Here is a 17,037-nt window from a genome sequence, read left to right as displayed (position 1 = left end):
ATGGTTCGAAAATGTTTTGTTAACCTTGCTCCTGAATATTACCTCCTGGGGGATTGTTACCACCCGGAACGACGGAGATTGTTCTTCACTTCCTTACTGGGAGTGTTCAAGTTCTCCACATCAATAGTTATCTACTAATCACATAGTTCAGAGGTAAAGATGGTCACCTTAAGAGGGTTTGCTTCCCTATCAGCCGACACTTTCGCTGATGGTCCTCCGTCTGGGACAGACAACGGTCGGATTGATGCGGCCAATCGCATTCAACCCATCTCTGCAAATGGCCGCACCGGTCCCTTTAATGGCCAGCCAGTGCAGGGGTTTAGTGCCGTACAATTCGCGCCTGATACCGACGCTAGAACATTTTGGTTTTTATCTGACAACGGCTTTGGCGGTGAAAGTAACAGTACCGACTATCTGTTGCGCATTTACCAGGCTCGACCAAATTTTCAGGGTCAAGGTGGTGATGGTAGCGTAGATCTGCAAGGGTTTGTTCAACTGAGCGATCCCGATAATTTAATTCCCTTCGATATTCAAAATGAAGAGAGTGCCGAGCGTCTTTTGACCGGTGCTGACTTTGATATTGAGTCATTTGTTATTGATAATAACGGTGATATCTGGGTGGGTGAGGAGTTTGGTCCTTATCTATTGCACTTCAACAGTGAGGGTGAACTCTTAGAAGCACCCATTGCCACTCCCAATCCAGTTGATCTCAACACCCTTAATGGTCAAGATCCTTTAGTCATTGGGCATCGGGGTGCTAGCGGTGACTTTCCAGAGCACACCTTAGCAGCGTATCGGGCTGCGATCGCAGCGGGTGCTGACTTTATTGAACCCGACTTAGTCACCACCTCTGACGGTGTTCTCATTGCCCGCCATGAGCCGCTTTTAGATGACACCACTAACGTGGCCGAGGTGTTTGGCCCCGAGCGCATGGCCACAAAACTATTGGACGGTGTTGAGATCACTGGCTACTTTGCCGAAGATTTTACCCTAGAAGAGATTAAACAACTGCGGGTCGTCCAATCCCGCGACTTTCGCGATCCGGCCTTTGATGGATTGTTTGAGATTCCCACCTTTGAGGACGTGATCGAACTGGTGCAAGCAGTTGAAGCTGAAACCGGTGTACAAGTTGGCATCTATCCTGAGACCAAGCACCCCACGTTCTTTGACCAGCAGGGACTGTCTCTAGAAGAACCCTTAATTGAAACCCTACAGCGGACTGGATTTACCGATCCCAACCGCATCTTTATCCAGTCCTTTGAGTTCCAGAACCTGATTGAACTTCAGGGCCAGCTAGATGCAGAAGGTCTGGGCGATATTCCCCTGGTGCAGCTATACGGCAACACCTTGCCCGATGCACCTGTAGATAACAGTTTCTCGGCTCCCTACGACATCCGCTTTAATGTGGAGCAGGGTAACGATCTAGAGGCCATTTATGGTGCAGACTTTTTAGCGGCGGTGGAGAATCCCCTGTCTAGCACCACCGTATATAGCGATCTGGATAGCGCTGAATTTTTGCAGGTGATCAGCGAGCAATATGCCGAAGGGGCAGGTCCTTGGAAGAATAATATTCTTATCCGGGAAGCTTTGGAGACTCCAGTGGATGGTAATGGTGACGGTGTGGCCGAAATCACAACTCGTCTCACCGGGGAAGTTACCTCCTTCATCGATGATGCCCATGGCGCTGATTTGCAGGTGCATCCCTATACCCTGCGCGATGAAGAACGTTTTCTCACCCTAAATCCTGACGGCACACCCCAAACACCAGAGCAAGAGTTTCAGCAGCTGGTTGACATTGGTGCCGATGGCTTCTTCACTGACTTCCCTCGCACGGGAGATCCTGTCGTAGATCGGTTGACGTCTGACGAGGTGCGCTCTCCCAATAATCCTGACTTTGACTTTAATACCCTTAATGGTCAAACTCCATTAGTGATTGGTCACCGGGGGGCCAGCGGTGATTTTCCTGAGCACACCTTAGAAGCCTATCGTTTAGCCATTTATCAAGGGGCTGATTTTGTTGAGCCTGACCTGGTGATCACCTCTGATGGTGTTCTCATCGCTCGCCACGAGCCTATGCTTGACGACACCACTAACGTGGCCGAGGTGTTTGGTGCTGAGCGCATGTCCACCAAGATGCTGGATGGGGAAGAAATTACGGCTTATTTTGCTGAAGACTTCACCCTGGCAGAAATCAAGCAGCTACGGGCGGTTCAGTCCCGCCCATACCGCAATCAGGAATTTAACAACGAGTTTGAAATTCCTACGTTTGAGGAAGTCATCGAACTGGTTCAGGAGGTCAGCGCCGCAGTGGGCCGTGACATTGGTATTTATCCCGAAACCAAGCACCCCACCTTCTTTGATCAGCAAGGGCTATCGTTAGAAGAACCCCTGGTGCAAACCCTGGTGGATACCGGATTTACAGATCGCGATCGCATCTTTATCCAGTCCTTCGAAATTCAGAACCTGCTGGAGCTACGGCATGAAATCCTCCCTGAGGCTGGTTTAGACGACCTGCAATTGGTGCAGCTCTTTGGTGATACTGAAGGTGCCTTTATCAATGAAGGCGGTGGCGGTTTCTCCGTGCCCTATGACCTGGTAGCCAATGCCAATCTATCTGAAGCTGAGAAAGGGGCCATCTACGGTGACCTGCTCCCCTTCCTAGATTTTGAAAACCCAGGCTATAACTCCCTGGCCAATACTGAAGCCATTACTGAAATTAGCAGCTATGCCGACGGAATTGGCCCCTGGAAAAACAACATCCTGCTGCGTGAGCCCCTGGCAACACCCGTAGACGGTAACGGTGACGGTATTGCGGAAATCACCACTCGCCTGACTGGAGAGATCTTTCCTCTAGTTGACTTTGCCCACGATGCAGGGCTGCAAGTTCACCCCTACACCCTGCGGGATGAAGAGCGTTTTCTCACCTTAAATGAGGATGGTACCCCCCAGACATCTGGAGATGAATTTCGTCAGCTGATTGAACTGGGTGTGGATGGCTTCTTCACCGACTTCCCTGAAACTGGACGGATTATAGTTGAACAGTTTGAAACCGCTGAAGAGTTTGCTAACCTACGGGGTTCACGGGGTTACGAAGGCATGGGCTTTAGCCCCGACCGGAGTACCCTCTATCCCATGCTAGAAGGCACAGTCCTTGGCGATCCTGAAGGGTCTCTGCGCATCTATGAATTTGATGTAGCCAGCCGCTCATTTGAGGGCATTATCGGCCTGTATCAGCTGGATGCCCCCAACCATGCCATTGGTGACCTCACCCCCATCAACGAGACTGAATTCTTAGTGATTGAGCGGGATGGTCGTCAGGGTGAAGCTGCCGAATTTAAGCGCATCTACAAAATCGATATCTCTAATGTTGATGAAAATGGCTTTGTAGAAAGAGAGCTGGTTGCTGATCTATTGGACATTGCCGATCCTAATGATCTCAATGGTGATGGTAGCACCACATTCTCCTTCCCCTTTGTCACCATTGAAGATGTCCTGGTGCTTGATGAAAATACCATTCTGGTGGCGAATGACAACAACTATCCATTCTCCATTGGTCGTGATTTCTCGGGTACCGAAATTGACAACAACGAAATCATCACATTGGCACTGGATGAGCCATTAAATCTAGATCCGCGTTTAGGTGTGGCATCGATACCAGAATCAGTCACTGTGGGTGATGATTCTGACAATACCCTGGTTGGCACTGTCAGTGACAACACGATTGCAGGCGGTTTAGGCGCTGACATGATCGCTGGCGGTGACGGTGATGACATCCTGCGGGGTGACCTCAATAGCCGCGATTCCCAGCGCGGTATCGGTGGCGATGACCTGATCTTTGGTGGTGCAGGCAATGATCGGATCGGCGGTAAAGGTGGCAACGACGAGCTATTCGGCGATGCTGGCGATGATCACATTTGGGGTGACGACGGTGATGACCTGCTACAGGGCGGCCTGGGTAACGACACCCTAGTGGGTGACGACTTTGGTCGTGGTCGAGGTGCTGACACCTTTGTCCTGGCCGCAGGTCAAGGTACAGATACTATCCTTGACTTCGAAGTGGGCACTGACCTGATCGGTCTGGCCGATGGCTTATCCTTCTCAGATCTATCCCTTGGTCAGCATGGCGATGCTGCGGTAATTTCCTTTGGCACTGAGGATCTGGCTCTGCTAAATGGCGTAGCTGCTTCAGCTCTAACTGAAACTGCATTTACTGTGGTTTAGGCATGTAGACGGTCTACAGTTCAAGCAACTCAAACTGTAGACCGCTTTGACGCATATCCTAACCGGGTTCACAAGCTCAGCCCTAAGGGGCGTTGACATTACGCAAACGTTTTTTGCGCAATTTATCCAAGATTGCATACGTCAAACGACTGAAGCGGTTCAACCATTGGCAACTTTGAACTACTTCATTGGTCGTACTTGATATGAGTGTCCTACTACTCACACTGGCATCGGGCATGTTTATTGCTTGCTAGTTATAGCTCCAACTGTACAGGCCATGATTTTTTATGGCCTGTATGCCAATCGCTGGCAGGCCTGCCGCCGGTTTGAGCAGAACTAGAGACAATGAATTTGTCCGTTTGGAACAGATTCACTGGTTCTCGTGGAAACTCAAGTGCATTAGGAAATGGCTCGTGAATCTTTTTTATGACCAAGAAAATCTTATTAATAACGAGCGATTCATCGCTCTGTAATACCCTTCGATCATGGTTTACCCAATGTAACTATGAGATAGTTCTAGCTACACAAGGGGGCGATGAAGGTATTTTATTGGCAGTTACTGAAGCACCAGATATTATTTTAATTGACACAGACCTGCCTGTTATCAGTGGTTGGCAAACAATTAAAATTCTTAAAGCATCAACAGTTACGCAAAAGATCCCCATAGTTGCCTTGACAGTTTGCACAACTGAAGCTGAGCGAACCAAAGTGCAGAAATCTGGCTGTGATGCGTGTGAGTTAAAACCCGTTGATCTACAGAGTATTTTAGCTACAGTAAAAACGCTGTTAGGTCCTGTTCCTATCGCTTCAGAAACAACAAATTCTCTACTCTTTCCCAACCCTTCGCGCTTATCCCAAGGATTGTTGTCAGCATCTCAAAATCAGGTGGTTTACATTGAAGATAGTCCATTAGATAGCCAGGCCATGGCGGCAATTATTCAAGGGGCAGGCTATGGTTATCAAAATATCTCTAAGCCCTTAGAGACCATGCCAAGACTCTTAGAATTCAGGCCTCAGCTGATTTTTTTAGATTTGGTGATGCCCTATACCAATGGTTACGAACTGTGTGCTCAAATTCGCCGGACTGCATCCTTACGGAGAACACCTGTAATCATGGTAACCAGCAACAATGGCCTGATTGACCGAGTACGCGCCAGATTAGTGGGTGCATCTGGATTCTTTAGCAAGCCTGTTAAGAAAGAAAAGATTCTCAAGGTGCTTAACAAATACCTGGCATCAAATGATCAGCATCTTGCTGAACGATCTTATCAAGGTGAATTCTTGAAGTTAGTGGGTCTAGGATAGACAATTGCTGTTGAATCTAGGGTAGCCCTGAGACCGCTCACATTCTCTCACATTCTATGGATAGCCGCCCTTCCTAAGATTCTTCAAGGACTCCAGGCCAGTTGGCATTGGCGTTGCTGATATGGCCGGGAATATCTTGTTCCCACCGTCTTTGTACCCCTCTGCTGTAGTTAAGATAGAGTTTGCCATCCACAATTTTCCAGGCATTAGGATCAATGGATGCAGTATATCCCTGGCTCACGGCCCAGGCACAGTATCCACCATATTGTGGAGCATACTGTGCGGGATTAGCTGCAAATAAGTCTCGATTTTCTGCACTGACAAACTGCCATGTGGCATTGTTCCAGGTATAGGTAAACTCTGAACTACCCGCAACCGGTCCACCTTGGGTAAAGTAAGCAACGGGGTCAGTGCCACGGATGGCCAGTCCACTATTGTCTGCAAAATATTGGATATTTTGGGTTTCAGGTGCAATAGTTTCTACGGCTGCAGTTGTATCTGGCCCAGCACAGGGATTTGCTCCAGCACAGGGATTTGCACTAGCACAGGGATTTGCTCCAGCACAGGGACTTGCACTAGCACAGGGATTAGGCATAGTTGCAACTTCAGTGGCTATGGCCGAACTGTCTTGGATATCGCTAGTTACAGTGGTATCCACGGATTGACTCGATGGATCTACGGCACAGCCTACTGCTAGAACTAAGCTTGCAAGTAGTGTGGCTGTGAATTTACCTGAGGAATTTATGTACATAATTAAAAGTAGTTTTGACTATGGCCATAGCTAATCACAGAAACCTTAATCTGGGCTTAGACAAAACAATTATTCTGAACTATTTTCACTACCACCATACAAATGATTTTCCAACGAAGCTATAGCTTTGGTAGCATCCTCGTCAGTACCAGCTGTAAAAATTAAATCACCCTGCTCTACGTAATCTATCCATTGGGCCGAAAACACTTCATTACCACCATCGTGCCAATAGACTTGCCCAATGCCGTCTAATTCTTCAACCACAAGCCCATAGCCATAAAAGCTCTCATCGTCTTCAAATTCCCGAATATGCGGCGTTTGCACAATAGTAAGCATATCTGGAGATATGACTTGACCAGCAACAACCGTTTGACGAAATTGAATCATATCTTCCACCGTTGAGACTAAGCCACCATTACCAATGAGATTCCAATAAGGTTTGTCGTTTCCCCAACTAGCCTGGCGAATTGTCTCGTCTTGCCTGGTTTTTAGTGAACGGCTATTGTCATAAACAGACTCGTACCCAGTATTTTCTAGCCCTAGTCCTGCAATCACATCTTCGCGCAAATAGGCTTCATAAGATTTACCAGAGCGTGCTTCGATGATCGCGGCGACAATGCCAAATCCGGTGTTGGAATATTGATATGTTTCTCCTGGAAGGAATTCAAGCGACGATTCAAATGCTCGAATGAGAAATTCATCTTTACTCAGCTGTTCTGGATCTGGACCAATAGATTCGCTAAATCCAGCGGAGTGTGTCAATAACTGATGTACTGTGATGTTCGATTTATCGGCTGGTACGTTGTCAAAAATATCACCAAGGGTTTCATCAAAACTGACCTTGCCTTGTTGCACAAGTTTTGCTGCCATCACTCCAGTCACAGTTTTTGTGATGGAATTGATGTCAATCAAGGTTTGTTCGGGTGGTATTGTGTCAATGGCTGGAGCCCCAAACTCTTTGAATTGAATAGGCTCGCTATGGTGAGAGACGGCGATAATAACATTTAGATTTTGTGCTTCAATTTCTGCTAGGGCAGTATCTAATCGCTGATCAAACGGAGCACTTATCGGCAGTGGTTGTGCTTTTGGCTGGCATCCAGTACCGAACATAATGATGACTACTCCAGCTAACCATAGGGACAACTTTGATCGACACATATAATTGCTTCAGTAGTCTGACTAACTAAAAAACCTTGGTGCCATAATAACTGTACAAAGCCCTATTTCAGAACGACAGCGCTTTGGGACGCAATTTGATTGAGGGCTCAAACCTTAAGGAATCATCCATAAAGGGATTGTATCTAGCTGTAGTGGCCTCTTATCAGCCATAAGCACCCTCAAGTTCTTGAAGCATGCTTTCCTTAATATCGTCATCCAAGTTTTCACCAGACGTTATCCACGACGACTTTATCAATATCGATATCACGCCAGAAGATAGAAATAATTTACCGCACCAGTTTTTGGATGTTATCAAACAGCTTAACCAAAACTACCTGCACTGGAAGCACCTTCGGGATACTAAGCAAGCTACCCACGCCACCTTTTATCTATACACCAAGGATGGCATTAAACAAGCGGTTGAAAAAGCAGCTGAGTCGGATAACCCCATAGAACAGAATGTTCTACTAATCTTAGAAACGAATCTTGCCTTGGCAACGATCAATTCATTATTAATCACCTGTGAAGAATATCTCAAGGCAGAGCAATTGCAAAATTGCAAAGACAGCATTGATACCGCCCTTTCTACGCTATATGAGTTTATCAAAACACGAGAAAAACTGAGTCAGTCACGAGATATTGCTATAGAAAGCATTCGACAAGATATTACTAATGATAACGAAAGCACCCAATATGCTTCTTACGGAGCGAGGAAGATTTCAGGTCTACAACATGACGCTAGAATTGATGACCCCAATCTCTACGTTGTTAGACAACAGCTCACATCCCTACAAGAAACCTTTACCCTGATCTACCCAGAAGATATTGGCCAGACTTCTTCCAACTTGGCAGGGAAGCAGCGACTAAATTCTCTGCTCTCCAATATCTTTATTGAATTGGTTAAGCCCAATGCAAAAATCACCACCAATAAAGCGAGTGCTAGTGATAATTTCTCAACTATTACAAATAGGTCTGATGTCCCAGTGGGTTTCTTTTCTCCCAACGGGGTTTACTATTTGAGGCAAGTGCCTGGTGAAGAAAGCATATCAGCGACCACTGCTAAGATCATTGAGGTGGAAACAGGTGAAGAGCTGAGAACAATCACCTATAAAGGTTGGCTTACAGCCATGTCGTTTTCAACGGATGGTGCGTATCTGGCCATTGTATTAGACCATCTTTTTAAAGTCATAGACGTATCGACGGGTAAAGAATTTGCTGCCGTGCAGCACCAAGGTATTGTACAGAAAACCTGCTTCTCTCCAGATGGCACTCACTTAGCCGCAGTTTCTATTGACAAAGCCATCAAAATTGTTGAGGTAGCTACAGGCAAGACGATTCGTACCCTGGCCCATAGCAAAAATGAAGCAGACATATCAAAGTCCATATGCTTTTCGCCCAGGGGGACATATCTGGCCGTTCCCAGTGATAAAACAATAAAGATATTGGCTGTTGCCACTGGCCATGAGGTTACAGCATTTTCCCATACAAGTTCAGCCGATGTCCTTTGCTTTTCGCCAGACGAGGCTTACATTGCCACAACCACTGGCTCAAACACCGAAATTACAAAGATATCCACCGGTGAGAAAATTACCTCTATCTCTCATCAGGGTAAACTGCGAGGTATATCATCATCTCCCTTTGGTACCTATCTAGCCATTGGCTCATGGAATAATACAATTAAACTCATCAAAGTAGTCACTAAAACAGGCGGCAGAAACGTTTATACCATTAAGCACGAAGGGGACGTTAATGCCATCGCGTTCTCTGCCGATGGAGGATACCTGGCCACAGCATCGTCAGATCAAACCGCTAACATAATCAAAGTTGCTACCGGTAGACGCGTTACCACCATTGCCCATGATGCCCACGCCATTGCCCTATCCTTTGCGGCCAATCGCTCGTACCTTGCTACAGCCTCTTTAGATGGCACAGTGAAGTTACTGGATTTACCCAAGCTTGTTGAAGAGGCAAGTGAAGATGAAAGTACTGCAGCTAATCCCCAAGTCGAAGAGTCTTCCCTTGTTCAAATGAACAAAGCTGAGGTCTTTTTTAAGGCTTGGCGGATAGAACAGGCAAATGTCAGCAGTTTCTATGAGTTTATGTTGGCCAAAGCTGAACAGGGTGGTTTATCGGCTAAATACAATGCACCTATTTTAGAGACTAATCTTTTACTGGAAGCTTTATTTTTCTTGGTAGCCAGTGCTGAGAAGAACTACCAAACCATTAGTCCCTATCTGGCTGATTTGGAAAATGGTGAACTGTATCTGCCTGCGTTGCAGGATCTCAGGGATAATGTTTCAGCAGCATTGTCGTCTCTCTATGAGTTTATCCATAGCCGTATGCGGTTAGATGATGATAGCTATCCCCAGGCGCTGGAACGATTTCAACGAGATATTGAGGTAGATATTTATACGAGTCAGCTGATTCTGACTATTTACGAGAAAATTCTGGCATTTCTGCGGTATGACGGCATAAAGCAGAGCAGTGAGTTCCACACGGTAAAGGGGATGCTGGATAAGATCTTTGACATCATTGATGCATTGTTGCCGGATGAGGTGAGGCGTCAGCGCAATGGTTCGCAAAATGGGATGGCCAATAATATTTCTATTGCAGAAGCACTGCAGGTGATTGAGGCATTTGATTTGACGGAAGCCGAGTTGGTGCCGTTGTTGTCGAAATTAAAGCACAGCGGTGTGATGAATGCGGCAATTGCACTAGCGGCGATGTCTAAAGTGACATCAGCGACGGTGGTGGAGCTATGCCGGGGGTTGCCAAATGAGGCGATTAATATACGGGTGGCATTGTTGGCGCTAAAGAAACGGCGGAAGACCCATTATATTGGGACGGTGATGCCCTGGGTGGAGATTACGCAAAGGGATGTTTTGTTGAGGAAGTTGGAGACAGCTCCTGTTAAGACGTGGTGGCGGCGGTGATAGAGCGTTGTTTGCGGATGGGAGAGATGATCTTCTCCAAGAGTTTCCTTGGCCATGCTCAGCGCTTGATCCAGATACTCCTGAGCTTGGGGCACATCATTTTGCGCGTAAGCCAATGTCCCCAGATTCTTAACTAGGTATTACCTTGATCTTGGTAAATAAGCCCTAGCAAATTTAAGCTGGCAGCCACATCGGGATGAGTGTCCCCATAGGCATTCACCTTCACATCGTATGCTTGCTGGGCCAACTCTGTAGCCAGCCTGGTCAAGCTGTCCCTGTCTTCCTCCATTGACCCACCTCAAGGCTCACCAATTTAGGGTCAGAACTTTACAAAAATTAAGTCGCTATGAGACACCCATTTAACAACCTTATCTTGGTCCAGGCTTAACCTGCGAAGTATAGTATTGCGCTGCTCAATACCGGGATATCTCGGTTTTATTTGGTGCATTTTTTTTCATCCTTGAATAAGCGCTTATTTACTTTATTGTGACTGACTTTTCTGTTGTTATCTGCACCTATAACGGTGAGCGTCGTCTACCTATATTATTAGAGCGATTGCGATCGCAACTCATCCCCAAGTCCCTAACCTGGGAAATCCTCATCGTTGACAACAACAGTCACGACCAGACGGCTCAATGTATTCGCGACTATCAGCACCAGTGGCCTAAGCATATTCCCCTGCGATACCTGTTTGAGCCTCGTCAGGGCCTTGCCTATGCCCGCCGTTGCGCCATGGGCTCTGTCAGCAGTGACCTTGTCGGTTTTTTAGATGACGACACCTTACCTGCCGAGGATTGGGTTGCTCAGGCCTATCAATTTGGTCAACTCCATCCCCAGGCAGGAGCCTATGGCAGTGCCATTGATGGACAATACGAAAGCAAACCCCCAGAAGGTTTTGAGCGTATTGCCAGCTGTCTGGCCGTCATTCAGCGGGGAGATACGCCCTTTCAATACCACACCAAGCAAGGGGTTTTACCCGCCGGGGCGGGTATGGTGGTTCGACGCCGAGCCTGGTTCACCTGTGTCCCCACAGAGCCAGCCCTCAGTGGCGTATGTGGCACGAGCCTGAAAACCAAGGGGGAAGATATTGAAACCCTAAGCCATATACGCCAGGGAGGTTGGCCCATTTGGCATAATCCCCAGATGCGCCTGCTCCACTCAATTCCGGCCAATCGTCTGCGCCCAGCCTATTTGCTAGACCTGTTTCAATCCATTGGTGTCAGTCGGTATCCCCTACGTTGTGTGCGCTATCGTCGGTGGCAGCGTCCTTTGATGCTACTCCTACATGGCCTCAATGACCTGCGCAAACTGATCATCCATATCCTTAAAACCAAACAGTTCCACCCAACCGATATTGTCACGGCCTGTGAACGAACATTACTGGTTCACAGTTTTATGAGTCCCATCCATGGATTATCAGTAGGCCAGACATATGGAAGCATAGATACGCCCATATTCCGAAGCTAAAGCGATAATTTGAACACATCGCAATTCTGCTGATTTGCAATATATCCATCGTATGTACAAGATTAAGTGGATATTTAATTAGTTGGGTATGCTGACTAATGGAAGAGTAGATATCAACGTTTTGCGTAGAAGCTATACTAAAAGCAGTAGTTGGTCATAGCAATGACCCAGATACGACGTTTGCAATCGCAGAAGTCTTAGAACAATGTCTGACTGCTTTAGCAGAGATTAAGCCTCAGGCAGGAATTTTGTTAGCCGCCCTTGATTTTGAGCATACTGAAATCCTTAAGCGTATTAACCAAACATTTCCAGGCATTCAACTCATTGGCGGCACAACTGACGGTGAAATTTCATCTATCCTAGAATTTCAGCAAGACTCTCTAGTCTTAATGTTGTTGTACTCCGACCAAGTGGGCTTTCATGCCGCTGTTGGTCGCCATGTTTCCTCAAACCCTGTTGCAATTGCTCAGCAAACCGTTCAATTAGCCCAAGCACAGTCCCAACGCCCAACAGCTTTATGTATCACCACACCTGAAAGTTTAACGACCAGTGGACTGTTAATTCTGGATGGCTTGCAACAAGCCTTAGGGGAAACAACTCCCATTATCGGGGGGACCACCTGTGACCAATGGAAATTTCGACAAACCTACCAATTTTTTGGGCAAGAAGTCTTAAGTGATGCTCTGCCCATTTTGCTATTGTCAGGGCCTGTACTCTGGGGCCATGGGGTGTCCACGGGTTGGACCCCGATAGGAAAAAAAGGAAAAGTGACTAAAGTCGATGGTAACGTTCTTCATGAAGTTAATGGACAGCCCATTTTAGAGTTTTATCGAGATTATTTAGGCGATATTCGTCCATCTCCTGCCTACCGGTTAGCTGTGTTTGAACCAAATCAAAACAGTTGGTATATGCGAGCGTCTAACGGCTCCTATGATTCAGAGTCTGGCAGCATCACCTTCTTTGCCGATATCCCACCCCAGTCAGAGGTACAAGTGGTTCGTTCCAGTCGGGATGAAATGGTGGCCTCGGCAAATTCATCCATGCGACAAGCCCTTAAGCATTATCCTGGAACTCATCCCACCGTAGCCTTATTATTCTCCTGCACAGGGCGTATGCGGGTTTTAGGAACCAGAACTAAAGAAGAATATCACGTCTTACGACAGGCAATTCCGCCTAACATGACGTGCGCTGGATTTTATACCTATGGAGAAATCGCTCCGTCCCGCACCCATGGCGCAGCCCAATTTCACAATGAAACCTTTGTAACGTTGCTGTTAGGCATGGAGTAGCTTCTTCATGGATAATATGGCCCCTGATCAGCTACAACAACGCATTGAGAAGTTAGAAAAACACAATCGGCTGCTACAGAAAAAATTGGCTCGTTCGGAAGCCAATCGGGCAGAATTAGAAAATTCTTACGAGATCCAATCAGAGTTAGTTCGTCAAATTATTCAAGGATTAGAAAAATCCAGAAGTGAGGCAGAGATTCGTAGTCAGGAGTTACAAGCAGCTTTCACCAATTTGCAACTGATGCAAACAAAATTGATACAATCTGAAAAGATGTCTGCCCTGGGGATGTTGGTGGCAGGCATTGCCCATGAAATTAATAATCCCATCAGTTTTATCTATTGTAATATTGACCATGCCTATGCCTATGTGCAAGATTTAATAGATTTGCTCAATCTCTATCAGAAAATCTATCCTGAACCACACAGCAAAATTACGGCCCTCAGCGAAGAGTTAGAGGTGGACTTTATTGTTGAAGACCTGTTCAGGCTCTTGAATTCTATGCAAATAGGTAGTGAACGCATTAGCAAGATTGTGTCAGGATTGAGAACCTTCTCACGACTTGATGAAGCTGATTATAAGGAAGCAGATTTGCATGACGGTTTGGACAGTACCTTGATGCTTCTACAGCACCGATTCAAAGGGTATGGCCACCGTCCTAACATCACCATCATTAAGAATTATAGTCAGTTACCTCAAATCTCCTGTTTTTCAGGGCAACTCAATCAGGTTTTTATGAACATCTTAGTCAATGCAGTCGACGCTATTGAAGATCGCTACACACAACAATCACAATATCCAGGTAAGCTTGAAGCTGGTCAAATTACAATTTGTACATCTACGATTAATTCACAATGGATAAACATATCCATTGCTGATAATGGCTTAGGAATGCCTGAAGAGATTTACAAAAAGATATTTAATCCATTCTTCACGACAAAACCTACTGGCGAGGGAACAGGCATGGGGTTATCGATCAGCTATCAGATTATTGTTGAAAACCACGACGGTACTTTAGAGTGTCGATCTAATGTAGGATCAGGCACTGAGTTTATCGTCAGCATTCCTATCAAGCAATGAATTGGTGAGGCAATCATCCATATCGCCCCAAGGGCCCGATATCTATAGCCTGGCACCCATAGTTCATAACATCAGTGATTAATGTTTAAGAACCGGTAACATCACCGTAACCGTAGTGCCGGACTTGGCACTTGAAGTTATGGAAAATTGACCTTTATGGGCATTCACGATTCGTTTAACAATGGCTAGACCCAAGCCATTACCATTAGGTTTTGTGGTAAAAAACGGTGTTGTAATCTTCTCCAAAATAGATGGAGGAATGGGATTACCTCCATTATGAATCTGCACTGTCAGGTGATTAGCTTTGGATGGATACGTAATCTCCCAAGTCACGATCTCGCCGGCAGCTGTCGCCTCACAGGCATTGGTCAGTAAGTTAATAAAGACCTGTTTGAGTTTGTCAGAATCTGCCGAAACGATGGCTGAAATTGGATTTGCATGGAATTCGATCACCTGATCTGCCACGGAGGGATGAGACTGTAGAGATTTTAGAAGATCCGCACTCCATGTGTTTAGTTCTAAGGGCTTACAATTCAGCGCTTGCGGTTTAGAGAACAGCAAAATTTCATTGAGCAATCGCTTTAAGCGATCGGCTTCTTCTAGGGCGATATCTAACCGGGCTTTAAATCGACCGTCCAGGTCTAGCTTCTGAAAGCTGGTTAGCCCCATCAGCACCGTTGTCAGAGGATTACGAATTTCATGAACAATCATGGAAGATAGTTCGCCAACTTCAGCTAAATGGGAGAGTGCTTTTTTAGCATGGGCTTCGGCCTGCTGGCGTTGGGCATCAAGTCGTCTTCTCTCGCTAATATCTCTAACCATGGCGAGAATACATTGCCGTCCCTCAAACTCAATGGGTGCAGCAGAAATCTCCGCTGGCAGCTTATGTTTCGACTTTGTTAAACAGGTCAGTTCATCGGTCCAGCCCCGACCGTTGTGAAAAACATTCCGGGTAAATTCCAATAATTTAGGCATTTCGTCTGGATGAACCTGAGAGATTTTAATGGCGTTTAGCAGCTCCTGGTGTGAATAGTTGAGTAGCTGGGTCGCCCTTGGGTTGGCCTCTAAAATTTGATCCTGGGCTGGGTCAATCACAAAGATAGCGTCGTTGGACCCGTCAAAAATTTTGCGAAAACGCTGCTCTAAGGATGAATGGGCAATACTTTCTACCTGTAGTCGAGCTGAGACCCGCTGTAGCTCAGTTCTATAGTGATCTAATTTTTGGGTCAGCTGCTGGTTAACGGTCATCAGCTTTTCCTGGAGCAACTGTAGAGGGTGCCTAGGGCTGACTGTCTCCAGGGTATGGTTGCTGACAGAATGACAGCAGCGTTCTAGCTCAATGGCCATGGCAGCCTGATGGGCCATTAACGTCAAAATCTGTTGATCTTCAGTTTGAAAGGGTTCGATGGCAGGTCTTAGGGCCAGCAAGATACCGCAGCAGCAACCTTTAGGGGTAACTACGGGCACACCGCAATAGGCCACATTCAGATTGGCCTGTAATATATAGACCCCCGTAGCTGAATTTCTCTGAGTTAAAATATCTTCAGCTAAGCGACTCCAATAGGCATAATTTTCAGGTTTACCTGGCTGCAGTTCTGGACTGACAATGAAGTCATACTTACCGGACCCTAAGTATTGACCGAGCATCACGCGACTGGCCCCCAAGCCATGACGCAATCCAGAAACTAGCTCTTCCAGATACGCTTCTAGATGGCCAGCCCTGTAGCGCAGTGACGTTAAGGCTGAAAGCCATCGAGACTGGATTTGATGATTGGGAATACAGGCAACCTGGAGCTGAGATTCATTCATCGCGCTCATGGAATCACTTAGATGAGATTTCCCAGAATTTTAGATGAGTAAACCCTGAGAATCTATGATTCAAATCAAGTTTGTTAAGAAAATTGAAATCCCAGGCTGAAATCAAAAAAGATTCTTAAGACTTACGGTAAGTAGGTTGGTGCAATCTTGCATCAGGCATTAACAAGTTATTTGACTGCTTAGAGTCTGCCCTCAAAGCAGTCAAAAGTGGAAAAAGGGGGCTGCAATATCTGATAGCTAAAGCGATTGCATCCCCCCATCCACCTGTATGTAATAGTGGGCAAACCTACGCCACAGCGTACTAGCTACACCTATCCCTCCAGAAATATAATTTTTCTCTGATTACGTTGAATAATGCCATCGTCTTGCAATTTTCGTAACGAGCGTGAAACCACCTCTGGTGTCAGGCAAATTTGCTCGGCAATGGCTTTGATCGGGCAATTGAGAACACAGATGTTTTGCCCCGGTGTTTTTAAATTGTAGAGATAGGCTAGTACACGGTCACTAGCGGAACGGATACATCGCAATGTCATGAGGTTTTTGGCGATGTGGAGCTGTTCTGTTAATTCACTAATAAAAATAAGGGAAATCTCAGGATCTTGATGTAATAGGGTGAGAAATGCCTGTTTGGGGATAGCAACAATGAGAGAGGGCTCAGTTGCGATCGCAGAATTAGCATAAACGCCATGAAACAAGGCGCTTTCGCCAAACCAGCTGCCATTGTCGATGGCGTATTGGTGACTCATCTGGCCATTTTCCAGATAGCGCACCAGCTGTACTTTTCCAGTTTTGACGCCAAAAATCTTCCCTGCTGGTTCTTCACCATGAAAGATAATCTCGCCGGTTTTAACTGTTGAGAGACTGGGAAGAGCCTCAATGAGGCCTTTCTCAAACAAACGCTTGAGGGCTTCAAGATAACGATCCAATGATTCCATTGAAAACCACTTAGATTACGATGCTGTCCAAAGTAAGCAACTCATCTAAGAGCTTCCCCAATAGCTGTCTAAAACCAGCCTC

The 17,037-nt window shown here is 46.3% G+C and carries 12 protein-coding genes; 6 read left to right on the top strand and 6 right to left on the bottom strand.

The annotated features are described in order from the left end of the window. Positions 1 to 159 precede the first annotated feature (159 nt). Positions 160 to 4,221: a glycerophosphodiester phosphodiesterase family protein gene (locus tag SPB21_RS06320; protein ID WP_499866013.1), complete on the top strand. Its 4,062-nt coding sequence runs from the start codon at positions 160 to 162 to the stop codon at positions 4,219 to 4,221. Positions 4,222 to 4,647: 426 nt separating this feature from the next. After that, a complete protein-coding gene (locus SPB21_RS06315) occupies positions 4,648 to 5,526 on the top strand; it encodes a response regulator transcription factor (protein WP_499866012.1) in 879 nt (292 codons plus the stop codon). A gap of 73 nt (positions 5,527 to 5,599) precedes the next feature. Here SPB21_RS06315 and SPB21_RS06310 read toward each other — a convergent pair whose 3' ends face one another. Beyond that, positions 5,600 to 6,277 carry a YHS domain-containing (seleno)protein gene (locus SPB21_RS06310; RefSeq protein WP_499866011.1) on the bottom strand — a complete coding sequence of 226 codons (678 nt, stop codon included), beginning with the start codon at positions 6,275 to 6,277 and terminating at the stop codon, positions 5,600 to 5,602. A gap of 69 nt (positions 6,278 to 6,346) precedes the next feature. Then, positions 6,347 to 7,387, bottom strand: a complete 1,041-nt coding sequence (locus SPB21_RS06305) for a serine hydrolase domain-containing protein (RefSeq protein ID WP_499059220.1) — start codon at positions 7,385 to 7,387, stop codon at positions 6,347 to 6,349. 242 nt (positions 7,388 to 7,629) lie between these two features. Here SPB21_RS06305 and SPB21_RS06300 point away from each other — a divergent pair, with 242 nt between their 5' ends. Continuing rightward, a complete protein-coding gene (locus SPB21_RS06300; RefSeq protein ID WP_499866010.1) occupies positions 7,630 to 10,368 on the top strand; it encodes a WD40 repeat domain-containing protein in 2,739 nt (912 codons plus the stop codon). Here SPB21_RS06300 and SPB21_RS06295 read toward each other — a convergent pair. Together SPB21_RS06295 and SPB21_RS06290 are read right to left on the bottom strand one after the other, a co-directional pair. Continuing rightward, positions 10,269 to 10,484 (bottom strand): tetratricopeptide repeat protein, encoded by a 216-nt coding sequence (locus SPB21_RS06295; RefSeq protein WP_163659329.1) that lies wholly within the window; start codon positions 10,482 to 10,484, stop codon positions 10,269 to 10,271. The two genes, SPB21_RS06300 and SPB21_RS06295, sit on opposite strands and share 100 nt — an antisense overlap. A 17-nt stretch (positions 10,485 to 10,501) precedes the next feature. Continuing rightward, positions 10,502 to 10,657 (bottom strand): tetratricopeptide repeat protein, encoded by a 156-nt coding sequence (locus SPB21_RS06290; RefSeq protein ID WP_499866009.1) that lies wholly within the window; start codon positions 10,655 to 10,657, stop codon positions 10,502 to 10,504. Between the two features lie 197 nt (positions 10,658 to 10,854). Here SPB21_RS06290 and hpsE point away from each other — a divergent pair, with 197 nt between their 5' ends. The 3 genes from hpsE (at position 10,855) to SPB21_RS06275 (ending at position 14,202) form a co-directional block, all read left to right on the top strand. Next, on the top strand, positions 10,855 to 11,835 hold the full coding sequence (gene hpsE, locus SPB21_RS06285; RefSeq protein ID WP_499866008.1) for a hormogonium polysaccharide biosynthesis glycosyltransferase HpsE: 981 nt from the start codon (positions 10,855 to 10,857) through the stop codon (positions 11,833 to 11,835). 134 nt (positions 11,836 to 11,969) lie between these two features. Beyond that, positions 11,970 to 13,124, top strand: a complete 1,155-nt coding sequence (locus tag SPB21_RS06280; protein WP_499868678.1) for an FIST signal transduction protein — start codon at positions 11,970 to 11,972, stop codon at positions 13,122 to 13,124. Between the two features lie 7 nt (positions 13,125 to 13,131). Next, on the top strand, positions 13,132 to 14,202 hold the full coding sequence (locus SPB21_RS06275; protein WP_499866007.1) for a sensor histidine kinase: 1,071 nt from the start codon (positions 13,132 to 13,134) through the stop codon (positions 14,200 to 14,202). A 78-nt stretch (positions 14,203 to 14,280) separates the two neighbouring features. On the opposite strand, the gene SPB21_RS06270 is transcribed toward SPB21_RS06275, so the two are convergent. Next, on the bottom strand, positions 14,281 to 16,020 hold the full coding sequence (locus SPB21_RS06270; RefSeq protein ID WP_499866006.1) for an ATP-binding protein: 1,740 nt from the start codon (positions 16,018 to 16,020) through the stop codon (positions 14,281 to 14,283). Positions 16,021 to 16,331: 311 nt separating this feature from the next. After that, complete coding sequence (locus tag SPB21_RS06265) at positions 16,332 to 16,955, bottom strand: Crp/Fnr family transcriptional regulator (protein WP_163659334.1); 624 nt, start codon at positions 16,953 to 16,955, stop codon at positions 16,332 to 16,334. Between the last annotated feature and the right edge of the window lie 82 nt (positions 16,956 to 17,037).

It is taken from the genome of Leptothoe sp. ISB3NOV94-8A (assembly GCF_043421595.1).
In the GTDB taxonomy this organism is placed as follows: Bacteria; Cyanobacteriota; Cyanobacteriia; order Phormidesmidales; family Phormidesmidaceae; genus Leptothoe; species Leptothoe turfae.
This window is presented reverse-complemented; position numbering and strand designations above follow the sequence as displayed.